We start from the raw sequence: 22367 nt of genomic DNA, 5'->3' as shown, positions 1-22367 counted from the left end.
CCGAATCAGCAAGACCCCGATCTCAGGGGCGTGCGTCCTACTTCGCTCGTCGGCGCCGGTCATCTGGTGCGCGCCGACGAGCCGGCCGCCGACCAGGCACTAGTCTGGTGCGGTGCAATCAGGCCAGGAATCAGACGACGACGCGGGCCCGCGGATCTGGGGCGGCACGACCCTCACCGAACGCAGAGAGGCGCGCCGCACCGCGCTACTCGAGGCCGCGCTGGATCTGATCGGCGAGGCGGGTGCCGCCGGGGTGACCATGCGCGCGGTCTGCCGCCGGGCCAACCTCACCGACCGGTACTTCTACGAGAGCTTCACCAGCCGCGACGAGCTGCTCGACGTGCTCTACCGGCAGGTGGCCGAGGAATTCCTGCAGCCGATGACCGCGTTCGCGGCGACCGACGAACCGACCCGCGACCGGGAACTGGCCCGGATCCTGGTCGACAAGGTGCTCGCCGACCCGCGCAAGTCCCGGCTGTTCCTGGTCGAGCCGTACTCCAGCACCGGCCTGGGCCAGACCACCATCTCGGTGATGCCGGTGTTCACCCGGCTCATGCAGGACCATCTGTTCTCGCATATCGACGACCCGGTCAAGCGCAGGCTGGCCGCGGTGACCATGGCCAGCGGCAACGCGGGCATGTTCTCCGCCTGGCTCAATGGTTCACTGCGCGCCACCCGCGACGAGATCATCGACCATTGCGTCGCGGTGATCACCGCGTACCGCTCGCTGTACCGGTCCTGACCCGCGTCGTTCTCGGCTCGGCCGCAACGGAATTCGGCCCGCAGTGCGACCGCGATCACAGCTGAGTTGCCAATGTTTCCATTCGGGTGTTTACTGACCAGCGCAAGGTGCCGATCGTTCGCTGAGGCTCCTTCACGGAAACAGGCCAGCGACCCCGAACGTCGAGAGACGCCCCGGGTCAGGACAGATCTCCCCGGCTTAAGGGGTGATCCCGATTGGCTCCCGGCTACCCCGGGTTTACGCCGTGAAGTGCCAAAGGTCTTACGAGGAAGGCGGCTCACCGGCGCTTTCTTCCAAGAAGGATGACCCAGCGCCGGGTTCCTCTGCTGCGCTCTGCAACGATCAAGTCAATGACGTGCGGCATTTGCCGTGCGCTGATGGACGAAGGAGGTGAGCCGGATGCCCGGCGGTAATAGTCCGTATCCCCAGTTTGCCAAGTATTCACCCGGCGACACCTCAACAGCTGATTTCATTTCGGGAAAAGCCCCGTAACCTGCTGTTTTCGACGGTGCGCTGACAAGTTCAGGGAGTGCGGTCATGACAACAGTGGAAATGATCCTCCGGCTGCTCGCCGGGGTCGGCTTCGGCGCGGCCATCGGCTTCGAGCGGCAGTACCGGGCCCGGATGGCGGGCCTGCGCACCAACGCGCTCGTCGCGGCGGGCTCAACACTGTTCGTGCTGTTGTCGGCAAACGGCTTCTCCGGCGGCGACGCCGACCCGACCCGCGTCGCCGCGCAGATCGTCTCCGGAATCGGCTTCCTCGGTGCGGGCGTCATCATCCGCGACGGGCTCAACGTGCGCGGGCTCAACACGGCGGCCACGCTGTGGTGCGCGGCGGCGGTCGGCGCGCTGGCCGGTGCGGGCATGTACAGCACGGCGGCCGCGGGGACCGTCGCGGTGGTCGGCGTCAATGTCGCGCTGCGCGCCGCGGGACGCGCGGTGGACAAGCAGCCAGAAGCCGGTCACGAACAGCCCGCGTCGTACACCTTCGCCGCCGTCACCAACGACGACAACGAAGCACACGTGCGCGCGCTGCTCGTACAGGCGTTGACCCGCACCGACTTCCAGCTGATCTCGATCTCCAGCGCGAACACCGGCACACCGGGCCGGGTCGAGGTGCGCGCCGAACTGTTCGGCGACCAGCGCGACGATCGCCAGATGGAGTCGGCGGTGAGCAGGCTCAGCCTGGAGCCGTCGGTGACCAGCGTCGGTTGGCACATCGCCACCTCGGATGTGAAGGGCCCGCAAGCATGAGCGAGCGCAGCGAGCGAATCGAAGACACAGCGACGCCAGTCAGGCCGGAGCCGAGCGCCAGCGAGGTGCAGGCATGACTCTGCTTCGTTCCTACCCGGCCGGCAGTGCGACCGACCGGCCGCGCAATCGGTTCGCCGATGTCGTCGTGTTCGTCGGCGCGGCGGTGCTGATCTGGCTGGTCGTACGGGTGTCGGCGAGCGCGAATGTGCCGTTCGACCAGGCCGACGCGCCCGCCACCGTGTCCACCGATCCCGCGCAGCTGCCCTACTACGCGGCGCGCTCGCTGCTGCGGATGTTCGCCGCGCTCGGGCTGTCGATCCTGTTCACCTTCGTCTACGCGACGGCGGCGGCCCGGCTGCGGCGGGCCCGCACGGTGCTGCTGCCGCTGCTCGACATTCTGCAGTCGGTGCCGATCCTCGGGTTCCTGTCGATCACCGTCGCCGGGTTCATCGCGCTGTTCCCCGGCTCCCAGCTCGGCCTCGAAAGTGCTTCCATCTTCGCGATTTTCACCTCGCAGGCGTGGAACATGGCGTTCGCGTTCTATCACAGCCTGGCCGCGCAGCCCCGCGAGCTGGACGAGGCCGCGCGCAACCTGAGACTGTCACGCTGGCAACGGTTTTGGCGCGTCGACGTGCCGAGCGGCATGATCCCGCTGGTCTGGAACGGGATGATGAGCTTCGGCGGCGGCTGGTTCTTCCTGGTCGCGTCCGAGGCGATCAGCGTGAACAACCACGAGTACGCGTTGCCCGGCATCGGGTCCTACGTCGCGACGGCCACCGGGGACGGCGATCTCGGCAAGGTGTTCATCGCGATCGGCGTGATGGTCGTGATGGTGGTCGGGGTGAACTTCCTGTTCTGGCGGCCGCTCACCGCGTGGGCGGAACGCTTCCGGGTTGAGGACACCGGGGCGGCCGACGCACCGCGCAGTGTGATGCTGAATCTGTTGCGGCGCTCGCATATTCCGCTGTTGCTCGGCAAGGTGTTCGGCCCGTTGGTGTCGCCGCTGGATCGGCTGATGAGCGTGTTCGGGCTCGCCGAGTACCCGCTGCACGCCTCGCCGGTTCGGCGCCGCGCCGGTGATCTCGTCTTCGCCGCGGTGGTCGCGGCGGCGGTCGCCTACGGCGGGTATCGGGTGGCCGACTACATCGAATCCACCGCGGGCTTCGCCGAAGTCGGGCACGCGTTCGGGCTCGGCTTCCTGACCCTGCTTCGAGTAGTCGTGCTGCTGGTGTTCGCGACCATCGTGTGGGTGCCCATCGGTGTGTGGATCGGGTTGAACCCCAAGGTGTCTCGGCTCGCGCAGCCGGTGGTGCAGGTGCTGGCCAGTTTCCCGGCCAACTTCCTGTTCCCGTTCATCACCGCCGTACTCGTGTGGAGCGGGGCCAGCCTGAACTGGGCGGGCACCATCCTGATGGCGCTCGGCGCGCAGTGGTACATCCTGTTCAACGTCATCGCCGGTGCCAGCGCGGTGCCCACCGATCTGCGCGAGGCCGCCGCCAACCTGCAACTGCCGCGAAAGCTGTGGTGGCGCAGGCTGATCCTGCCCGCCATCTTCCCCAGCTATGTGACGGGCGGGATCACCGCGGCCGGTGGCGCGTGGAACGCGTCCATCGTCTCGGAGGTGGTCGACTACGGGTCGACCACGCTGGTGGCGGCGGGACTCGGCTCCTACATCCACGAGGCGACCAAAGTCGGTGACTCACCACGGATTCTGATCGGCGTGCTGGTCATGAGCATCTACGTGGTCGGCATCAACCGGCTGTTCTGGCGGCGGCTCTACGCACTGACCGAACGGCGGTACTCGCTGTGAACGCCCGCTCCTTCTCCATCCGTTCGACGGGAGACCGATCATGACCGTGACCACCACCGAAGCGAACCGCGATGTGCTGCTGGACATCTCGGGGGTCGGCAAGCGATTCATCGGCGCCGCCGGTGACGAGTTGCGGGTGCTCGACGGCATCGATCTGCAGCTGCGCAGCGGCGAGATCGTCGCGCTGCTCGGCCGTTCCGGCTCCGGCAAGTCCACGCTGCTGCGCATCATCGCCGGACTCATCGCGCCGTCCGACGGCGAGGTGACCTACCGTGGCACCCCGCTCAACGGCAGCAATCCCGGTGCGGCGCTGGTGTTCCAGTCGTTCGCGCTGATGCCATGGCTGACCGTGCAGGACAATGTCGAGCTCGGGCTCGCCGCCCGCAACGTCCCGCCTGCCGAGCGGCAGCAGCGGGCCCTAGCAGCCATCGACATGATCGGCCTGGACGGCTTCGAATCCGCCTACCCCAAGGAGCTTTCCGGCGGCATGCGTCAGCGGGTCGGCTTCGCCCGCGCGCTCGTGCTCGAACCGGACCTGCTGCTGATGGACGAGCCGTTCTCCGCACTCGACGTGCTCACCGCGGAGAATCTGCGCACCGAGTTGGTGAACCTGTGGGCCACCGACGGTTTCCCCACCAAGGCGATCTGCGTCGTCACCCACAACATCGAGGAGGCCGTGCAACTGGCCGATCGGGTGCTCGTCCTCGGTTCCAACCCTGGGCGCATAATCGCGGAAATCCAGGTGCCGCAACCACGTCCGCGAGACCGACGCGCACCGTGGTTCGAGGCGATGGTCGACGAGATCTACGGCCTGCTCACCGGACGCGACATCGAACCCGTTGTCGCCGAACCGGATAAGGCCACGCCGACGGCCCAGCCGCTGCCCGATGCCTCGGTCGGCGGGCTGGCCGGTCTGGTCGAGCTCGTCTACGCCACCGATGGCCGTGCCGATCTCCCCGACATCGCCGACGAGCTCAACTTCGAGATCGACGACCTGCTCCCGCTCGTCGACGCCGCCGAGATGCTCGGCTTCATCACCGTCGAGGACGGCGACGTGCTGCTCACCGACATCGGCACCCGCTTCACCACCGCCGACATCCAGGAGAGCAAGCGGATCTTCGCCGAGCAGGCCCGGCATCGCGCACCTTTGGTGCGGACCATCTGCAAGGGCCTCACCGGCAGTTCCGACGGCAGCTTGCGCGCCGGGTTCTTCCTCGATCTGTTGCGCCGGGGCTTCGGGCCGGAAGATGCTCGGCGGCAACTGGATATCGCCATCGACTGGGGTCGGTACGCCGAGTTGTACGACTACGACACGGATTCCGACAAGATCACGGCCGATCCGGCGGCACAGGTCTTCGCGGGCGTGCGCGGGAAGTGGACGACGTAGCCGCAGTGTCTCGGGGTCGATTACCTCCGAGGTAATCGACCCCGCAGCGTCTTTCGGGAATTCTCGTACCCATGGCAACGAATATCGCGCCACCTTCCCCACTAGCCGGCGCACTGCGCGGGCTAGCCGTCGGCCGAATCGCGTTGGGTGCCGCAGCCATTGCGCTGCCACGCACCCTGACCGTGGCATTCGGCATCCACCCGACGCCCGAACTGACCTATATGACAAGGATTTTCGGTGCGCGAGCGATCGCGCTGGGCGTGGGATACCTGACGGCACCCGCCGAAGAGCGCCCCCGATGGCAGCGCGTGGGGTTGATGGTCGACATCATCGACACCGCCCACGGTGCCGCGCATGTTGTTCGCGGTGACCTGCCACGCCCGACCGCACTCGCCATGGTGACCCTCACCGGCAGCTACATGACCGTCGGTGCGACCCGGCTCGCCCGCGACCTGCGCTAGCGCGTGCTGACGCGCGACGGAGTTTGCAGCGCAGCGGATGCTGAGCGGACCAGTGCCGCAACCGTCGGGGAGTGCGTGCTCGGCGGCCATGCGATCACGGTGGTGACGTCCGGCGCGTCGACAACGGGCACCGCGACGTGATCGGGCCACTGCCAGGCACGGCTGGAGGCAGGGATGACGAGCAGCGCTCTGCCGAGCGCCACCAGCTGAGCGAGCTGCGACTGCGTGCGCGCCTCTGGACCGGGCCCGTCCGGGTAGGACCCGTCGAGCCGCGGCCAGCGCGCGATCGGCAGGCCCGGCACATCAACGACATCCGCCAGCGTGAGTTGATCGCGTGCCGCGAGCGGATGCACCGCGGGAAGGATCGCGACCTGGCCTTCGACGCGGAGATCCTCGGTGTCGAACCCGGCGAGGTCGTCGAACGGGCGATGCATGAGAGCCACGTCGGCTTGCCCGTCGCGCAGCATCCGCGCCTGCTCGCCGACCTCGCACAGCAGGATTTCGATCGGCGCCACATCGGGTTCGCTCGCAAACGCGTCGAGAAGCTGTTGCAGCAGATCGTGCGCCGCCCCGGCCTTCGTTACGAGCACCAGCGGCCGCTTCGGATCCCCGGCACGTCGCGTCCGACGCGCGGCGGCCGCGACCGCATCGAGGGCCGCTCCGGCCTCGCGAAGTAGCACCGTGCCCGCCTCGGTGAGCTCGACGCCGCGACGGTCCCGTTCGAAGAGCTGGACGCCGAGGCGCCGCTCCAGCTGGCTGATCGCACGGGAGAGTGGCGGTTGCGCGATCCCGAGCCGAACGGCGGCGCGGCCGAAGTGCAACTCCTCGGCGACGGCAACGAAGTAGCGAAGCTCGCGGGTCTCCAGATCGTGCACGCACGAAGCCTACCCCCTGATACCCGGCAGGTATCACAACGTACTCGATCCGTCTTGGACAGCGACCGCGCGAATCGCGCAGCATGACAACGTGATCGACACAAAGACCGCGCTGGTCACCGGCGCGAACAAGGGAATCGGCTTCGCCATCGCACAGGGTCTCGGGGCGATCGGTTACACGGTCGCGGTGGGTGCTCGCGACGACGTCAGGGGCAAGGAAGCAGTCGAACGTCTGCGTGCCGCGGGCGTCGACGCGTTCGGGGTCGCCCTCGACGTCACCTCCGACGACAGCGTCACCGCCGCCGCAGCGACCATCGAGCAGACGGCAGGAAGGCTCGACGTCCTCGTCAACAACACGGGCATCGCCGGCCGAACCGACGGTGGCGCACAGGATCCGACGACCCTCGACCTGGACATCGTCCGTACCGTCCTCGACACCAACGTGTTCGGGGTCATCCGGGTGACCAACGCGATGCTCCCACTGCTGCGCCGCGCGAATTCGCCGCGCATCGTCAACATATCGAGCAGCATGGGCTCGCTGGCCCTGCAACCCGGCCCAATCCTGGCCGCCTACGCACCGTCGAAGTCGATGCTCAACAGCATCATGACCCAGTACGCCCGCCAACTCGCCGACACGAACGTCATCGTGAACGCCTGCTGCCCCGGCTACGTCGCCACCGACTTCACCGGCTTCAACTCACCCCGGACACCCGACCAAGGCGCCGCGATCGCTGTCCGCCTCGCCACCCTCCCCGACGACGGACCGCGCGGCGGCTTCTTCAACGACGAGGGCGTCGTGCCCTGGTGAACCAGGACGCGCACCTACTTCACGAGCTGGCTGCGCCAGTGGGCGAGGGTGGTTTGGGTGCGGATGGTGGCGGCGTGGGTGGGGCCGAGGGCGCGGAGTTCGGCTACCAGAAGGACTTCTAGTTCGGCTATGGCACGGGGGAGGTCGCCGTTTTCGGCTTGGCGAGTGGCCAGGTCGTTGCGGGTGGCGAAGGTGTCGGGATGGTCGGGGCCCAGCACGCGGAGACGGTCGGCGAGAAGTTGTTCGAGTTCGGCGATGGCGTCGGGGAGGTAGCCGGTGTCGGCGTGGTAGTCGGCGAGAGTGCTTCGGGTGGTGAGGGTGTCGGGGTGGTCGGGGCCGAGGACGCGGAGGCGGTCGGTGAGGAGGTGGGTGAATTCGGTTGCGGCGCCGACGAGGTCGCCGCTGCGGGCGCGAAAGGCGGCGAGGCTGTTGCGGGCGGCCAGGGTCGACGGATGGTCGGGGCCGAAGATGCGCAGGGAGTCGGCGAGGAGTTGTTCGAATTCGGTTCGGGCGCCGGTGAAGTCGCCGTTCGCGCCGCGCCAGTAGGCGAGGCTGTTGCGGGTGCGCAGGGTCTGCGGGTCGTCGGCGCCGAGCACTCGGGCGCGGTCGATGCGCAGTTGTTCGAAATCGGCGATGGCACCGACGAGGTCACCCAGGTCGGCGCGGTTGGACGCCAAGTCGTTTCGGGTACGGAGCGTATCGGGGTGGTCCGGGCCGAGCAGGCGGCGCTGGTCGGCGAACAGGCGCTTGTAATCGGTTCGGGCACCGATGTAGTCGCCGCAGCGGGCCCGGTAGGTCGCCAGATTCGTGCGCGTGCCAAGGGTTTTCGGGTAGTCGGGGCCGAGCACACGGAGGCGGTCGGCCAGCAGCAGCTCGAAGGCCGCGATGGCGCCGACCAGGTCGCCGCTTTCGGCGCGGTGGTACGCCTCGCGGCTGCGCGTGGTGAGGGTGTCGGGGTGGTCGGGGCCGAGCGTCTCGATGAAGGCGGGTACCCAGGCGGCCCAGAGATCGCGGTTGTCCGCGGATCTCGTGGTTTGCAGTAGTACGAGGAAGTGCAGGGCGCTGGCGGAATCCCGGTAGGCGAGGCAGTGGCGCACGGCCGAGCCGCGTGCATAGTCAGCTGCACGGTCACTGGGACTCTGCTTGATGGCCGTCACGATGGCGCGGTGCGCGTCCTCGAGTTCGACGTCGAGCTTCTGGCACTCGACGCGTAGTCCGGGCAGCAGCGCACCGTGCGTCACGCCGAGCGACTCGCGCGGCGTACCGGGCCTGCTGCGGGTGACCAGCGAACCCAAAGCCACTGTCATGTCGCGGATTCGCGCGATGTGCAGATCGAATCCGCGAGCCGTCAACGCCGCGTCGAGGAGTTCGATCGGCAGCACCGGCCCGACCCCGGCGGCGACCATGATGCTGAGGAAAGCGCCTGTCGCACCGGCAGTTTCGGGGTACATCCCGCGCAGCGCCGCGTCGACCCGCAGGGCGACGATCCGATCGAGGCCGATACCGGCGGCGACCGCGCCGTCGGTGATGCTCGACGCCACCTCGAGCAGCATCCGGGCCAGCAGCCAGCCGCCCGAGACGACGTGCGTTCCCTCGACGTCCGTCGGTGTTTCGGTGAGCAGCGACTGAATCCAGTCCACCCAATCCGACGGGTCCGCGGGCGCCCCGCTACCGCGCGCGGATCCGACGGCGGTGGCGATGTCGTCGGCGGCGGGTTCGCCCACGTCGATCCGGTACATGTGGGCCAGCGCGGGGTCGTCCTCGACGCCGGTGCCGTCCCGAATGCCGACGATGACCCGGACGTGCCGCAGGTCGTGGCGGCGGGTCAGGTCCGCGATGGCCGAGATCAGCAGCCGCCGCGTACCTTCCTGCGGTTGGTTCAATCCGTCCAGCACCAGCGTCACCCGGCGACCCGCGGTCGACAAGCGCGCCAGCGGATGCCGCACCGACAGGTCGAAGATGTCGAACTCGTCTCGAGCCCGGTGCGCGTGCACCGCCTGCGCCGCCTCCGCGAAACCGGGTACCCGCGCGCTCAGCTGCGCCGCCAGCTCCGCCGCGACCGCCTCGATCGAGCTGGCGGCGGTGAGAAACACTGCCGCGGTGATGTATTCGGGCGTCACCGCAAGGCCTTCGACCAGGCTGGGCCGGATCAGCATGGCAAGTAGGGTGGATTTGCCGGCACCGGCCGGGCCGATCACCACGCGCAGCCGATTACTGCCCGCGTCCACGATCGTGTCGAGATGCTCACGGACATCGGGTGTCACCAGCAGACCACGGGTCAGCTGATCGACGAAACCTGCTGCGGAGCGGCCACTTACGGCGTCGCGATGCCGAGCGGTGTTGGGTACCAGCCACAGTCCGGGGTCCGCACCGTGCGCCACCGACACCGCGCCCGAGGTGAACGAAAGGTATTGCGGCTGTTGCTGAATGCATTCGCCCGCGATCGGATCGACCAGGTCCGCGGGCAGCAGGTTCTCGCCGCGCAGCGGCAGCCCGCCGTCGAAGGTGGACAGCATGGTTCGGGTGAAGCACCCGGAAAACGCGGGTCCCTCCCCCGCCGCGACCAGCATCTCCATCCGCCCTGCCGACTGCGCGAGCAGATCGGTCCACCGGCGCGCCGCACCGATCACGCCCTGCCCGGTCTCGCAGGCGTCGACCAGCACCACCAGACCGTCCACGGCCGACTGGTTCAATCGCTCCCTGATCTCCTGGGTGAGATGAAAGGCGTTGTGCGAGTTGGGTACCGCGGGCGAATCATGCCCGAGGAGATAGAAGTCCTCGGGACTGGTCGCGACACCGTGCCCGATGAACGCGAGCAGTAGCGTCGCCTGCCGCTGCCCGGCCTCCTCGAACGCCGCGTCCACCGCCGTCACCAGCTGCGCCGCAGTCGGATTCAAGACCGGCCCGTCGTCCGCTGTCGCGGACCGCCACCCTCCCGCCTCGGTCAAACTCCCATACAAACCCGTCGCGAGTTCGCCGGTGAACCCCAGTTCCCCCAGCGCTACACACTCGGACCCGACAACCAAAGCGAGTCGTCCTCCCATGCAAGCAACATACCCGCGTGCTATCGAAAGAGATCACACACCCGCAACCTGGGGATTCCGTCGTCACAACGATCGCGTTACATTCGCCGACATCATTCGTATATCGAAACGTGCTGTGCGAGACGTAGTGTGGCGGGCCTGGATACGAGTGGGAGGAGATCGTTGCGATGAGCGACCCCGTGGTCGGTTTGACGGGTACGCTCACATCGCCGATCCGAGGTGCGGGGCTGCTCGGGGAGGTCCTGGTGGCAATTCGAGGGGGGACGGAGCTGTACATCGCACGTGCCGTCGAAGCGATTCCAGCGGGAACAACCGTGCTGGTCATCAATGTCAACCCGGGGCGCATCGTCGATGTGGTGCCCTGGATACCGCTGACGGCCGATCCGGCGGAAACCATCTGAAAGAGTAAGGGAGACAACCGTGCTGGGTTACCACGTACCGGACCCGGACGAGGCGATGCTGATCAGCGGCGCCAAGAGCAAGGACAACGCGCCGTTCAAGGTGGTGATCGGCCGCGGAAGCTGGGTGATTCCGCTGTTCCGCAAGGTCAGCTACCTTTCGCTGGCCATGTTCGAGGCCGAGATCAAGGAGCGCTGCGTCACCAAGCAGGCGATCCAACTCGAGGTCCGCGCGGTGATCGCGTTCAAGGTCGCCAACGACACCACCTCGATCGTGAATGCCGCGCAACGCTTCCTGTCCGAGCAGGAACGGGAGATGTCGGTCCTCACCGGTCGTATCTTCTCCGGTCATCTGCGCTCGATCGTCGGCTCGATGACGGTCGAGGAGATCATCCGGGAACGCCAGAAGCTGGCCGATGAAGTGCTCGTCGCCTCGAAAGTGGAGATGGGCAATATCGGGCTCTGGGTGGATTCGTTCCAGATCCAGTCGATCGATGACGGCAATCTCGGCTACATTCAGGCGCTCGCCGCGCCACACAATGCCACCGTCCAGCGCGACGCGCAGATCGCGCAATCGCAAGCGGCGCAACTCTCCGCGCAGGCCGAGCAGGAGTCCCTGCGTAGGCAGGCCGAGTACGCGCGCGAGACCGCGATCCTGCGCGCGCAGTATCAGCGCGACATCGACAAGGCGAATGCCGAAGCGGCACAGGCAGGTCCGCTCGCCGAGGCGATGGCGCTGCAAGAGGTGCTGACCGCGCAGGCCGAGCAGGCCCGCAAAACAGCGGAGCTGCGCGAGCAGCAGTTGCAGACCGAAGTGGTGAAACCCGCTCAGGCAGAAGCGGAACGGGTGCGCATCCTGGCCGAGGCAGAGGCCGACCGCACCAGGATCCAGGCCGCGGCCGCCGCGTCGAACAACCGGATCGCGTTGGACCAGTTGTTGATCGAACAACTGCCGGAAATCGTCAAGCAGGCCTCGAACGGGCTGGCGGGCGCGAATCTGACCGTACTCAACGGTCCGGATGGAGTGAGTGAACTCGTCAACGGAATGGTCGGTCAGGGACTCACCGTTTTCAATTCATTGCAAAAGGCGCTTTCGTCCAACAGCGACGATAACGCGGGCTAAGGTGGCCGGGTAGCGACGGCGCGACGAGGAGCAGGTGTTGGTGTCCATCGGGAAATTGGTGTCGTTCGATAGCTCTCGGGGATTCGGGTTCATTCGACCGGAGGACGGCGGGCCGGACGTATTCGTGCACGTCAACGACATCGGTCTGGATGAAGACGAGTTGCGGCAGGGGCGGGTGTTCGAATTCGACATGACAGAGGGTGATCGTGGGCCGAAGGCAGTCAATCTGAGCGTGGTCGGTGGTCAGCCGAGCCCGCCGCCGGCGCCGCACAAAACCAAACACCGGTCGAACTCGGGCCAGCTCAACGCCGCCGAACACAAACGCCTGATCACCGAGCTACTCCTCGACGCGAGCCCCGCACTGACCGCGGGCGAGATCCTCACCATCCGCGACCGGCTCACCGTCTTCGCCGAACAACACGGCTGGCTGGACGTGTAGGAGTTCCTCGTGGCGCCGCATCCGCAAGTTCGATGATCTTGTCGGATGCGGCGCTTACGATCATCGGCAAGTACCGATGAATTCCGCCCCATCGCTCCGTCGGTACCGGTGAGAACCGAATCCGAGGAGGATCGCGTGGACCTACCGGTGATGCCGCCCGTCAAACCGATGCTGGCCAAAACCGCGCCCGGTGTGCCACACGAGGCGGGGCTGAGTTACGAGCCGAAGTGGGACGGCTTCCGCTGCATCGTCTTCCGTGACGGTGACGAGGTGGAGCTCGGGTCCCGCAACGATCGTCCGTTGACCAGGTACTTTCCCGAGGTCGCCGAGCTGCTGAAGAAGGCATTGCCGGATCGGTGCGTGGTGGACGGCGAGATCGTCGTGGTCACCGACGAGGGCCTCGACTTCGACACTTTGCAGAACCGCCTGCATCCGGCCGCCTCCCGGGTCAACAAGCTGGCCGTGGAGACGCCCGCCAGCTTCGTCGCCTTCGATCTACTCGCCCTCGGCGACAAGGATCTGACCGAGGAACCGTTCGCCGAACGCAGGCGGCTGCTGGAAACCATCCTGGACACCGAACTCGCGCGCGTGCACCTCACGCCGATCACCCAGGATCCCGAGGTCGCCGAGGACTGGTTCACCCGGTTCGAGGGCGCGGGGTTCGACGGGGTGATGGTCAAGGCCAACGATCTGGCCTACCTGCAGGACAAGCGGGTGATGCTGAAGGTCAAACACGAGCGCACCGCCGACTGCGTCGTCGCTGGATTCCGGTGGCACAAGGACGGCGAGGGTGTCGGATCGCTGCTACTCGGGCTCTTCGACGACGAAGGCAACCTGCATCACGTCGGCGTCGCGAGCAGCTTCACCGCGGCCCGGCGCAAGGAACTGGTCGAGGAACTGAAGCCGCTGCGCGAGAACGCCCTGGACAACCATCCGTGGCGGGAATGGGCCGACGCCGCGGCGCAGGCCAAGGCCGACGGCAAGATGCCGGGCGGGGTGAGCCGCTGGACCGGCGGCAAGGACCTTTCGTGGGTGGCACTGCGGACCGAACTGGTCGCGGAGGTCCGCTACGAACACGTGCAGTCCGGACGGCTGCGACACGGCGGCAGGCTGGTCCGCTTCCGCTCCGACCGCACGCCGGAATCATGTACCTATGCTCAGCTCGACGAGGCGCCGCCCGCGGAATTGAGTGCGATCTTCAGTGAGGCGAAGTGACCGCGTCAGTAGATATCGAGACCGACGGCCGGACCGTCAGCATCAGCAATCCCGACAAGGTGTATTTCACCAAGCGCGGCGACACGAAACTCGATCTCGTGCATTACTACCAGGCGGTGGCCGAACCGTTCCTGAATGTGGTCGGCGGTCGCCCGCTGCTGTTGGAACGTTATCCCGACGGCGCCTCCGGTAAGTCGTGGTTTCAGAAACGGGTGCCGAAATCCGCGCCGGACTGGTTGCGCACCGTCGAGGTGTCCACGCCCAACGGCACCACCGCCGACGCGCTCGTCGCGCACGATCTCGCGCACATCCTGTGGGCAGTCAACCAGGGCTGCTTGGGTTTTCACGTGTGGCCCAACCGAGCGGACAACCTGAAGATCGCCGACGAACTGCGCATCGACCTCGATCCCTCCCCCGGCATCACCTTCGACGACCTCAAGCACGCCGCCGTGCTGACCCGAGAGTTGTTCGTCGAGTTGGGAATCGAGTCGCGGATCAAGACCTCCGGCTCCCGCGGGCTGCACATCTACATTGCGCTGGAACCGAATTGGGATGGCTACCAGGTGCGCGCCGGGTCCGTCGCGTTGGCGCGGGAACTGGAGCGCCGCCATCCCGAGGAGATCACCGCGCAGTGGTGGAAGGAAGAACGCGGTAATCGCGTCTTCGTCGACTTCAACCAGAATGCCCCGCACAAGACGGTTTTCGGCGCCTGGTGTGTGCGGCCGAAGGTCGGCGCGCAGGTGTCCACGCCGATCGCCTGGTCCGAATTGGACACCGCCGTACCGGACGAGCTGACCATCGCCACCGTGCCCGCCCGGCTGGCCGAACTGGGTGACCCGTGGGCCGATCGCGCACCGCAGTCGATTGCCCCGCTACTAGAGATGTCGGAACGCGATATGGCGTCCGGACTCATGGACGCGCCGTGGCCACCGCAGTATCCGAAGATGCCGAACGAACCGCCCCGCGTGCAGCCGAGTCGCGCCAAGAAGGAGGAGTAGCAGGCGCTGCTACTCGGTCCATAAGACCCAGGTGCCGCTGCGAGTCGCGGGTTCGCAGACGAGCGCACGGCCGTCTGCGGTGCGCCCCGTTTTCGCTGTGGTGCCATCGCATTTCGCGCCGGGCTGCTGGACCGCCGTGGCCACCGTGTACGGGCCTGCCCACTGGTAGCTGCCGCCGGAACCGAGTAAGCAGATAAGGGTGCCGCCGTCCGCGGCGCTGCCGATCTGCCCGACCTGTCCGTCGGCGCACGACGCACCCTTTTTCAGATTGCTCTGATTCGTGGTGGACGGGCTCGCCGTCGTGGTCGCCACCGGACTCGGCGGGACCGCGGCCGTGGGCTGGGGTAGTTGATTCACTGTCGCCGGCGCCGATGCGCTCGCCGCCGCGGTTTTGTCCGTGCGAGTCAGCGAGTCCGGCAACATGTTTCCGGACACCACCACCAATCCCGCTAACGCGGTCACCTCCGCGACACCGATCAGCAGCGCGAACATCGCCATCACGCGCCCGCGTGGGTGCGAGAACGCGATGAAGCCGAAAACGATGGCCACCGGGAACAACCCGATCAACGCGGCCACCAGCGCGACAATCGCATACGGATTCACAATGGGCGGAATCTCCACCCGTAGTCGACCCGTCCTGCGTCGACTAGGCGCGGGTTCCTGCCACCGTTCCTCGGGCTCCGGCTCGACCCACTGTTCCTCTTCGCCTGCCGCAGGCCACCGGTCGTCCTGCCCTGCCGCAGGCCAACGTTCACTTTCACGGCGTTCCGCCCGTGCCATGCCAGGTCCCTCTCCACACCAACAACCGTGCAGGAACCTCGGACTGCCCGGACCCGCCCCGATATCCCGACCCACAATAGGGGCCTAACGGCGCGACATCATCTGAAACGTCCAATTACAAGCCGTTTTCCCCTGCTAAGGGTCCATGATGATCGGAAAGTGTCACTGATCTTGCGCTGACTCCCCAGGAGGAACCATGTTCGGTAGCACCACCCCTGATGGCCGGGAAAATCGGCCTTGGCACGCTCAAGCCGGCGATTTGCTCGGCGACAATTACAACGTTCCAGGCCTCATTCTGTGTGCGCTCGGCATGGTCGCGATGGCGTGCACGCTCACCGCCGCGGGCTACGGCTTCAGCGACTGGACCCAGACCGGCGCGATCGTGACGGCCGCGCTGTGGATCCTCGGCATCGGCGCGCTGCTGGTCGAACATCGGCGCGAGGAAGTGATCGAGCTGAAGTACGGCAGGCACGGTCACATGCCGGGGCATCGGCGGCCGGTGCGCTACAGCGCGGAAAGCATCGCTCCCGGCGACCCCGCCCCGGAGGCGCTCACCTAGCGAACGGGGACCGCCGTGCGCTCAGCGCCGGCGGTCCACCCTCGGTAGCGAATCGGTGACCAGGGTCATCAGCATGTCCGCGAGCAGTTCGTGCACCTGCGGACGGGTCAGCGTGCCGCGGGTGATCCATTCGCGCCCCGCGACTTTCACCAGCCCGCCGTAGGCGCGGACCATCGCGCGCAATGCCGCACTGCGTGCCGAATCGGCGAGGCCCACCATCAGCAGCAGTCGTTCGGCGGCCGCGTCGTCGGCCTGGTCGAGGATCTGTTGCACCTCGGGGTCGTTGCCGACGCCCTCGTGGCTGGTCACCTTCACCCAGGTGCTGCCGTGCTCGGCGATGGTATCCAGCAGCCAGTGCACACTTGCCTCGACGCGCTCGCGCTCGGTGCCGGTGGGCACGATCATGTCGTCGAGCTTGGGCAGCGTGACCATCCGCCGCACCACCGCGAGGTAGAGGTCGCGCTTGTTGCCGAAGTAGTGGTTGATCAGGCCGCGGGCCACCCCGGCGCGCTGGGCCAGCTCGGCGGTGGAGACGGCCGCGTACGGGCGCTCGCCGAACATGTCGATCGCGCACGCCAGGATCTCGGCTCGCCGCTCGTCGGGTTCGAGCCGACGGCGGCGCGGTGCTGCGGCATCGTCCGCGGTCTCACTCGTCGTATCAGAGAGACCGGGCAATGAGATCCTTCATCACCTCGTTGCTGCCCGCGAGGATCCGCAAGACGCGGGCGCCGGTGTAAAGCTGCGAAATCGGATACTCCGTCATGTAGCCGTAGCCGCCGAACAGTTGCAGGCAGCGGTCCACCACGATACCCAGCTGGTCGGTGAGCCAGTACTTCGACATCGCCGCGGTGGGAATGTCGAGCTCGCCGCGCAGGTGCTTGACGATGCAGTCGTCGAGGAAGGTGCGGCTGATCTTGGCGATGGTGGCGCACTCGGCGAGCTCGAACTTAGTGTTCTGCATGGCGAACAGCGGTTTGCCGAAGGCCTCGCGGCCCTTGGTGTAGTCGATGGTCAGCTGTACGGCCTGTTCCATCATCGCGACCGCGATAATGCCGGTGACCAGGCGTTCCTGGGCCAGCATCTGCATCATCTGATAGAAACCGAGCCCCTCGGCCTCGCCGAGCAGGTTCGACGCGGGCACCCGCAGTCCGTCGAAGAACAGCTCGGCGGTGTCCTGAGCCTTGCCGCCGATCTTGTTCAGGATGCGGCCACGCTTGAAGCCGGGGGTGTCGTCGGAGACGTCGGCGAAGATCAGCGAGACGCCGGACGCACCCTTGGTCGGGTCGGTCTTGGCGGCGATGATGATGCCGTCGCAGAGCCAGCCGTTGGTGATGAAGATCTTCGAGCCGGTGATGACGTACTCGTCGCCCTCGCGGACCGCGCGGGTCTTGATGTTCTGCAGGTCGGAGCCGGTGCCCGGTTCGGTCATCCCGATCGACAGCACCATCTCGCCGGTGGCCGCCTTCGGCAGCACGCGCTGCTTGAGTTCCGCAGATCCGAATTCCTTGATGTACGGCGCGATGATCGAGGTGTGCACCGGCATGCCCATCGAGCCGTCGCCGGCCCGGGACTGCTCCTCGATGATGGCCGCCTCGTGCGCGAATGTGCCACCGCCACCGCCGAATTCGGTGGGGATGGCGGTGCACAGCAGGCCGAGCTCGCCCGCCTGGTTGTACAGCGCGCGATCGGGGTGGCCCTGCGCGACGAACTTCTCCTCGTGCGGGACGACCTCCTTCTCGAAGAAGGCCTTCGCGAGATCGCGTACCGCCTCGACCTCGTCGTCACTCCATGCGGCGCGTGCCATCGTTGGATCCTTTGCTCGCAACTCCCCGGCCCGGATGCCGGTCCTCGCCATCAGATTCCCGCACTATTGGCAACGTGTCAACAAAGCGGGCACGCGTCGAGCCGACCCAGCCCGATAAGCGCTGGCTGCGGTCAGCTTGCGGGCTGTTGCGTCTGATTGACGGCGGCGAGCGAGGTGAAGATCGGCGTCTCCGGATCGGCCGAGATGCCCTGCCTGCGCAGGAAGCCGTCGATCAGACCCCAGACGAATTCGGTGGCCTGGTCGATGAATTCGGCGGTCCGGTCCGGGTGCGGCAGCGCCGATTCGGCCAGCCACAGGTCGGTGATGGCGACAACGACACCGACCACCGCGCGGGACAGGTAGTCGATGCCCGCCGTGTCGATCGGGATGGACTCGGCGATGTCGCGCGCCTGCCTGGCGAAGCGATCCGAGGCGGCGCGGCCGAGGTCGAACTGCAAGACCGTTCCGTCGGACTGCTGCGTTACCTGCGCCTGGCCCAGGAAGCGAAAAACGTTGGGATGCTGCAGAATACTGTCGGCGTAACCGGTGAGCACTCGTCGCAACGCGGTGCGCGGCGGCTGCAGCATGAGCGTCAGATCGTTGCCCGCGGCGGCCGCGGCGGCCTTGGCCATCCGGTTGCCGATCTCAGTGTAGAGATCGGCCTTGTCGGCGAACTGCCGATACAGGCGGGGCTTGGTGATGCCCGCCTCGCGGGCGATGTCGTCCATGCTCGGGCGCGGCCCGTCCCGGTCGATCACCCGGATCGCGGCGTCGACGATCTCCGCACGGGAGGTCGTCGAACGGACGCTGGGACGTGGCACGACCGCAGCATACACGTACCGCCGGTACGGATATCGGGCGTGAGCGAGCGAACCGATAACACAGCGGTCCTACCGAACGGCGGAGCTGAGCGCCAGCGAGGCGTAGCCGTGAGGTACGCCATACTCTGCGTCTTACCCCTCCCGCTAGCGGAAATTGCCTCGTACTGTCAGTATCGGAAAACGTACTACCGGTACGGGCCGATTCGTTCCAGCGACTTCGCAGTCGCCAGTGTTCAGTGCCCGGCCGACCACCGCGTGACCGTCCGGCAGCCCGCACCCGAACGAGGCAACAACAACATGACCAACCAGCTCGATACCGATACGCCCCGCCCGGATCGGCAGTGGACGGTGACCGCCGACGGCACCGAACTCGCCGTCTACGAATGGGGCGACCCCGCCGCCGCTCCCCTGGTTCTGGTGCACGGGCTCTCCGATACCCATCGCGTGTGGGCCACGGTCGCCGCGCTGCTGACCGACGGCTTCCGGGTGATCACCTATGACGTGCGCGGCCACGGCCGTTCGGCCACGCCCGCGCTGCTGTCGGACTTCCGGCTCGACCGGCTCGCCGCCGACTTCTTCGCGGTGATCGACGCGGCGAGCCCGAAGCGACCGGTGCACACCTGCGGACACGGCTGGGGTGCGGTGCAGCTGTGGGAGGCGGTCTGCGATCCGCGGGCGAACACCCGAATCGCGTCGTTCACCGCCATTTCCGGCCCGAACCTCGACCACCTCGGCCTGTGGCTGCGGGCCTTCGCGCCGCACGCCCGGCTGCGGGCGGGCGATATCGGCTGGTGGTTGAGCGGGGTGCGCTGGACGCTCAGCCCGGTGCCGGTGGCGCGCAGGCTCTACCCGCCGCGGGTGCGCACACTGGTGGTGGAACGGCTCGGCGGGCTCTCGCCGCTGCCCGCCCGGATCGCGCGCACCTGGCGCACGGATCTGCTCTCGGGTGGTCGGATCGCGCAGGCCAATCTGCTGCATCATCTGCGGCGGCCGCGGGTGCGGCGCACCGCGGTGCCGGTCCAGTTGCTCGTCGACACCACCGACCCGTTCGTGCCCGCCTCCATCTACGACACCTCGACGCGCTGGGTGGATCGACTGTGGCGCTGCGCCGTCCCGGCCGATCACTGGCTGCCGGTCACCGAGCCGCTGCTGGTCGCCGAGGCGATCGCCAACTTCGTCGACGACATGCGGGCCGACCACGCCGCGATCACCCCGCGCAGCAGCTGACCTGCCCACCCCTTCGATACAACTCGACACCGATACGGAGATCCCATGCCGGACGCAGCCCACCCGCTGATCCACACCCTCGGCGCACCCCTGCCGGACGAATTCGACCGGCTCACCGACTCCGATCTCGCCGAACTCGACCGCCTGCTGCGCGATGCCGTCACCGCGCGCGGCAAGCGTCTCGGCGCGGCGGTCGAGTCCTCGCTCCAGCTCATTCCCCGGTTGATGCGGCCGGCCGTCAAGCGGGCGCTCGGTCTATGAGTGCCCAGCTGATGGCCCGTGCCGAGATAACCAAACTCGCACGCCTGCTTGATATTTCCGACCCGGCGGCGCTCGATTTCCTCAACGGGCTTTCGCCGGAGGCGATTCGGTCCTTTCGCGAACGCGTCACCGATCTACTGTTCAACGGTGACGCCGCACGCATGAAACGCGTTGCCGCAGCGACGAAATTGGTGCCGACCGCGATCAGCGCTAAGGCGGCCGAGCGCGCGTTCGGCCCGGTGCTCTGCGCCGCCGTCGCGGGATCGGTCGAACCTGCCCGCGCGGTCGATATCGCCAAGGCGCTGCCCGCGAAGTTCCTCGCCGAGACCGCGATTCAGCTCGACCCGCGCCGCACCGCCGACATCATCGCCGCCGTGCCCGCTCGGTTGGTCGTCGAGGTGGCGCGTGAACTGCTGCGCCAGGACGACCACGTGACGATGAGTCGCTTCGTCGGCGTGGTGCCGGAGGAGTCCATGCGGGCCGCCGTGCCAGTGTTCGGCGACGCGGATCTGTTGCGCATCGGCTTCCTGATGGAGGACAAGTCCGCGCTGGACCGGCTGATGGGTCTGGTCACCGACCGGCTCGCGGGCGTCATCCGCGCCGCGCACGAAAAAGACCTGTGGGCCGAAGGACTCGACCTGCTCGACAACGTCGGCCCGGCGAATCGGGCGGCGCTCGGCGATATCGCCGCCGGGCTCGGCGGCGCGGTGCTCGACGGCCTCATCGAGGCGGTACGGACCCTCGACGCCTGGGATTCACTGCTGCCGGTGACCAGCGCGATGAACGCGGACAGCTTGCGCGCATTCGCCGAAAGGCCTGCGGTACAGGAGGAATCGGTGCTCGCCTCGATCATGAATGCCGCGTTGAACAAAGGCTTCTGGCTCGACCTGCTGCCGCTCGTCGTGCATCTGCAGCCGTCGCAGCTGGCCATTCTCGCGGCACGCCTCGCGGACAAGTCCGATGAGGAACTCGGTGACCTTGTCGCCCAGGCGGATACGGCGGGCCTGTGGAACGCCATGCTCCCGGTGGCGCTCGCGATGACCGATATCGACCGCCGCCGGATGGCCGGTCTGCCGATCATGCAGAACCCCGACGTGCTCCGCGCGGTGATCAACACCACCGCCGAACACGAACTCTGGTCCCAGGCACTGCCTTTGGTGGACGCGCTGCCTGAGTCGGCGACTCCGATCCTCGCCTCGTGCATCGGCGATCTCAGCACCGACCAGCTGCTCGCCGCGGTTCTCGTCGCCTCGCGCAGCGACAACATCGACACGCTGGTCGATATCGCGCTCGCCCAGGACACCGACGGCCGCGCCCAGGTGCTCGAAATCATCGACGGGATGGACGATCTCGACGAGTTCCTCGCGGCATTGACGCCGGACACACCAGATGTGGTGTGGCACGGTCTGATCGAGGTGCGTGCGGAAATCCCGGCCACGCTGCGCACGCGGCTGGCCGACCGCGCGGACAGCTGCGGCCGCGGCACCGCCGCCACCAGCTTGCGCGAAGACCAGGCCTGACGCGAACGACCGGCGGCACCACCGACGAAGTGATACTTTCGCCCCATGATGGGACCGGCTGGTCAGAGGCCTCCTAGCCTCAGCAACGCCGGATGGCTGCACGAGCCGTTGACGCCGATCGGCGCGATGCGGCCGTACCCGGACGGACCGGTGCCGCCGCAACCGCTCGGTCGGTGGCGACAGCCGGGCGGCAACCGGGGCCGGCTATGGACGCTCGGCGCCATAGTCGGCGTGTCGACGCTCGTGGTCGTCGGCGTGCTCGCCGTGTCCGACAGTCATCGCGCCGACCCGGTACCCGACCTGCGCGGCTACCACCACGTCGACAACCTCTGCGCGATCACCGACACCGCACCTTATACGCACGCCGGATACGCCTTGGCGCCATCCAGTTCGGCGACGCTGAAGTACCCGCTGCACCAGACCCGGCTGCACCCGGCGCTCGACTCGATGTCGTGCACGATCCGCCTCGCCCCACCGGGCCCCGGCGAACGGGCCGACGACACCACCCTCATGGCGAGCGCGTCGGTGCACAAGCGCGCCGATCCCGGCCCCGAGTTCACCGCCCGGTACGAGACCTGGACCCAGGCCGACCTCGCCGCGGACGACAAGGTCAGCAAGATCGACGGCCTCGGCGACGAGGCGTACGTCGTCCGCAAGGAGACCGAGCACGCCCAGCACACGGGTGTCATCCTCGCCGTTCGCGACGGCTGGACCACCTTCGAGATCAGTTGGCTGCACCCGCCGGCGGTGGTCAAGACCAGCGATATCAAGGCGCCGCAGGTCATCGAATTGCTGAAGCAGACCGCGGCCACCACCATGGCGCTGCTTCGCGCGTAGGCCA

23 protein-coding genes and 1 riboswitch are annotated in these 22367 nt (G+C 67.3%); of the genes, 16 read left to right on the top strand and 7 right to left on the bottom strand.

The features are described 5' to 3' along the window. Positions 1 to 112 precede the first annotated feature (112 nt). Complete coding sequence (locus ACQPW1_RS24340; protein ID WP_433665048.1) at positions 113 to 742, top strand: TetR/AcrR family transcriptional regulator; 630 nt, start codon at positions 113 to 115, stop codon at positions 740 to 742. Between the two features lie 106 nt (positions 743 to 848). Continuing rightward, positions 849 to 1019, top strand: a riboswitch (M-box (ykoK) riboswitch). Positions 1020 to 1089: 70 nt separating this feature from the next. Here ACQPW1_RS24340 and ACQPW1_RS24335 read toward each other — a convergent pair. Continuing rightward, positions 1090 to 1281, bottom strand: a complete 192-nt coding sequence (locus ACQPW1_RS24335; RefSeq protein ID WP_433665047.1) for a hypothetical protein — start codon at positions 1279 to 1281, stop codon at positions 1090 to 1092. Between ACQPW1_RS24335 and ACQPW1_RS24330 the strand changes: the two genes are divergently transcribed. The 4 genes from ACQPW1_RS24330 (at position 1280) to ACQPW1_RS24315 (ending at position 5654) form a co-directional block, all read left to right on the top strand. Further along, positions 1280 to 1996 (top strand): MgtC/SapB family protein, encoded by a 717-nt coding sequence (locus ACQPW1_RS24330; protein ID WP_433665046.1) that lies wholly within the window; start codon positions 1280 to 1282, stop codon positions 1994 to 1996. The two genes, ACQPW1_RS24335 and ACQPW1_RS24330, sit on opposite strands and share 2 nt — an antisense overlap. Positions 1997 to 2069: 73 nt before the next feature. After that, entirely contained in the window at positions 2070 to 3806 is a 1737-nt protein-coding gene (locus tag ACQPW1_RS24325; RefSeq protein WP_433665045.1) for an ABC transporter permease, read from the top strand. Positions 3807 to 3846: 40 nt separating this feature from the next. Next, the gene (locus tag ACQPW1_RS24320; RefSeq protein ID WP_433665044.1) at positions 3847 to 5193 is read left to right on the top strand and encodes an ABC transporter ATP-binding protein; all 1347 of its coding nucleotides are present in this window, start codon (positions 3847 to 3849) and stop codon (positions 5191 to 5193) included. Between the two features lie 71 nt (positions 5194 to 5264). After that, positions 5265 to 5654, top strand: a complete 390-nt coding sequence (locus ACQPW1_RS24315; RefSeq protein WP_433665043.1) for a hypothetical protein — start codon at positions 5265 to 5267, stop codon at positions 5652 to 5654. Here ACQPW1_RS24315 and ACQPW1_RS24310 read toward each other — a convergent pair. Beyond that, positions 5651 to 6529 (bottom strand): LysR family transcriptional regulator, encoded by an 879-nt coding sequence (locus tag ACQPW1_RS24310; protein ID WP_433665042.1) that lies wholly within the window; start codon positions 6527 to 6529, stop codon positions 5651 to 5653. The two genes, ACQPW1_RS24315 and ACQPW1_RS24310, sit on opposite strands and share 4 nt — an antisense overlap. Before the next feature lie 91 nt (positions 6530 to 6620). Between ACQPW1_RS24310 and ACQPW1_RS24305 the strand changes: the two genes are divergently transcribed. Beyond that, positions 6621 to 7337, top strand: a complete 717-nt coding sequence (locus ACQPW1_RS24305; RefSeq protein WP_433665041.1) for an SDR family oxidoreductase — start codon at positions 6621 to 6623, stop codon at positions 7335 to 7337. A gap of 14 nt (positions 7338 to 7351) precedes the next feature. Here the strand turns inward: ACQPW1_RS24305 and ACQPW1_RS24300 are convergent, their stop codons facing one another. Continuing rightward, entirely contained in the window at positions 7352 to 10381 is a 3030-nt protein-coding gene (locus tag ACQPW1_RS24300; RefSeq protein ID WP_433665040.1) for a tetratricopeptide repeat protein, read from the bottom strand. Between the two features lie 167 nt (positions 10382 to 10548). Between ACQPW1_RS24300 and ACQPW1_RS24295 the strand changes: the two genes are divergently transcribed. From ACQPW1_RS24295 to ligD, 5 genes are all read left to right on the top strand, one after another. Continuing rightward, entirely contained in the window at positions 10549 to 10782 is a 234-nt protein-coding gene (locus ACQPW1_RS24295) for a hypothetical protein (protein WP_433665039.1), read from the top strand. Between the two features lie 19 nt (positions 10783 to 10801). Further along, positions 10802 to 11902, top strand: coding sequence for an SPFH domain-containing protein (locus ACQPW1_RS24290; RefSeq protein ID WP_433665038.1), 1101 nt, complete (start codon positions 10802 to 10804; stop codon positions 11900 to 11902). A gap of 34 nt (positions 11903 to 11936) precedes the next feature. Next, positions 11937 to 12341, top strand: coding sequence for a cold-shock protein (locus ACQPW1_RS24285; RefSeq protein ID WP_433665037.1), 405 nt, complete (start codon positions 11937 to 11939; stop codon positions 12339 to 12341). 135 nt (positions 12342 to 12476) lie between these two features. Beyond that, positions 12477 to 13556: an ATP-dependent DNA ligase gene (locus tag ACQPW1_RS24280; RefSeq protein WP_433665035.1), complete on the top strand. Its 1080-nt coding sequence runs from the start codon at positions 12477 to 12479 to the stop codon at positions 13554 to 13556. Beyond that, positions 13553 to 14554 carry a non-homologous end-joining DNA ligase gene (gene ligD, locus ACQPW1_RS24275; RefSeq protein ID WP_433665033.1) on the top strand — a complete coding sequence of 334 codons (1002 nt, stop codon included), beginning with the start codon at positions 13553 to 13555 and terminating at the stop codon, positions 14552 to 14554. The genes ACQPW1_RS24280 and ligD overlap by 4 nt, the downstream gene beginning before the upstream one ends. 9 nt (positions 14555 to 14563) lie before the next feature. Here ligD and ACQPW1_RS24270 read toward each other — a convergent pair whose 3' ends face one another. Next, positions 14564 to 15334, bottom strand: coding sequence for a hypothetical protein (locus tag ACQPW1_RS24270; protein ID WP_433665032.1), 771 nt, complete (start codon positions 15332 to 15334; stop codon positions 14564 to 14566). A gap of 196 nt (positions 15335 to 15530) precedes the next feature. Between ACQPW1_RS24270 and ACQPW1_RS24265 the strand changes: the two genes are divergently transcribed. Next, positions 15531 to 15893 carry a hypothetical protein gene (locus ACQPW1_RS24265; protein WP_433665030.1) on the top strand — a complete coding sequence of 121 codons (363 nt, stop codon included), beginning with the start codon at positions 15531 to 15533 and terminating at the stop codon, positions 15891 to 15893. A gap of 21 nt (positions 15894 to 15914) precedes the next feature. Here ACQPW1_RS24265 and ACQPW1_RS24260 read toward each other — a convergent pair whose 3' ends face one another. The 3 genes from ACQPW1_RS24260 to ACQPW1_RS24250 all read right to left on the bottom strand — a co-directional run bounded on the left by ACQPW1_RS24260 (position 15915) and on the right by ACQPW1_RS24250 (position 18518). Then, positions 15915 to 16568, bottom strand: coding sequence for a TetR/AcrR family transcriptional regulator (locus tag ACQPW1_RS24260; RefSeq protein ID WP_433665028.1), 654 nt, complete (start codon positions 16566 to 16568; stop codon positions 15915 to 15917). Then, positions 16552 to 17697, bottom strand: coding sequence for an acyl-CoA dehydrogenase family protein (locus ACQPW1_RS24255; RefSeq protein WP_433665026.1), 1146 nt, complete (start codon positions 17695 to 17697; stop codon positions 16552 to 16554). Before ACQPW1_RS24255 ends, ACQPW1_RS24260 begins: the two co-directional genes overlap by 17 nt. 131 nt (positions 17698 to 17828) lie before the next feature. Continuing rightward, positions 17829 to 18518: a TetR/AcrR family transcriptional regulator gene (locus ACQPW1_RS24250; RefSeq protein WP_433665024.1), complete on the bottom strand. Its 690-nt coding sequence runs from the start codon at positions 18516 to 18518 to the stop codon at positions 17829 to 17831. Positions 18519 to 18815: 297 nt separating this feature from the next. Between ACQPW1_RS24250 and ACQPW1_RS24245 the strand changes: the two genes are divergently transcribed. The 4 genes from ACQPW1_RS24245 to ACQPW1_RS24230 are packed head-to-tail and all read left to right on the top strand — an operon-like array spanning position 18816 to position 22363. Next, positions 18816 to 19745: an alpha/beta fold hydrolase gene (locus ACQPW1_RS24245; protein WP_433665022.1), complete on the top strand. Its 930-nt coding sequence runs from the start codon at positions 18816 to 18818 to the stop codon at positions 19743 to 19745. A gap of 45 nt (positions 19746 to 19790) precedes the next feature. Continuing rightward, on the top strand, positions 19791 to 20006 hold the full coding sequence (locus tag ACQPW1_RS24240) for a hypothetical protein (protein ID WP_433665021.1): 216 nt from the start codon (positions 19791 to 19793) through the stop codon (positions 20004 to 20006). Then, entirely contained in the window at positions 20003 to 21526 is a 1524-nt protein-coding gene (locus ACQPW1_RS24235) for a hypothetical protein (protein ID WP_433665019.1), read from the top strand. Before ACQPW1_RS24240 ends, ACQPW1_RS24235 begins: the two co-directional genes overlap by 4 nt. Positions 21527 to 21571: 45 nt before the next feature. Then, on the top strand, positions 21572 to 22363 hold the full coding sequence (locus ACQPW1_RS24230; protein ID WP_433665017.1) for a hypothetical protein: 792 nt from the start codon (positions 21572 to 21574) through the stop codon (positions 22361 to 22363). Positions 22364 to 22367 lie beyond the last annotated feature (4 nt).

The sequence above is a fragment of the Nocardia sp. CA-128927 genome, from assembly GCF_050955855.1.
Lineage (GTDB): Bacteria > Actinomycetota > Actinomycetes > Mycobacteriales > Mycobacteriaceae > Nocardia.
The sequence above is the reverse complement of the archived record's forward strand: the minus strand, read 5'-3'. Positions and strand labels throughout refer to the sequence as shown.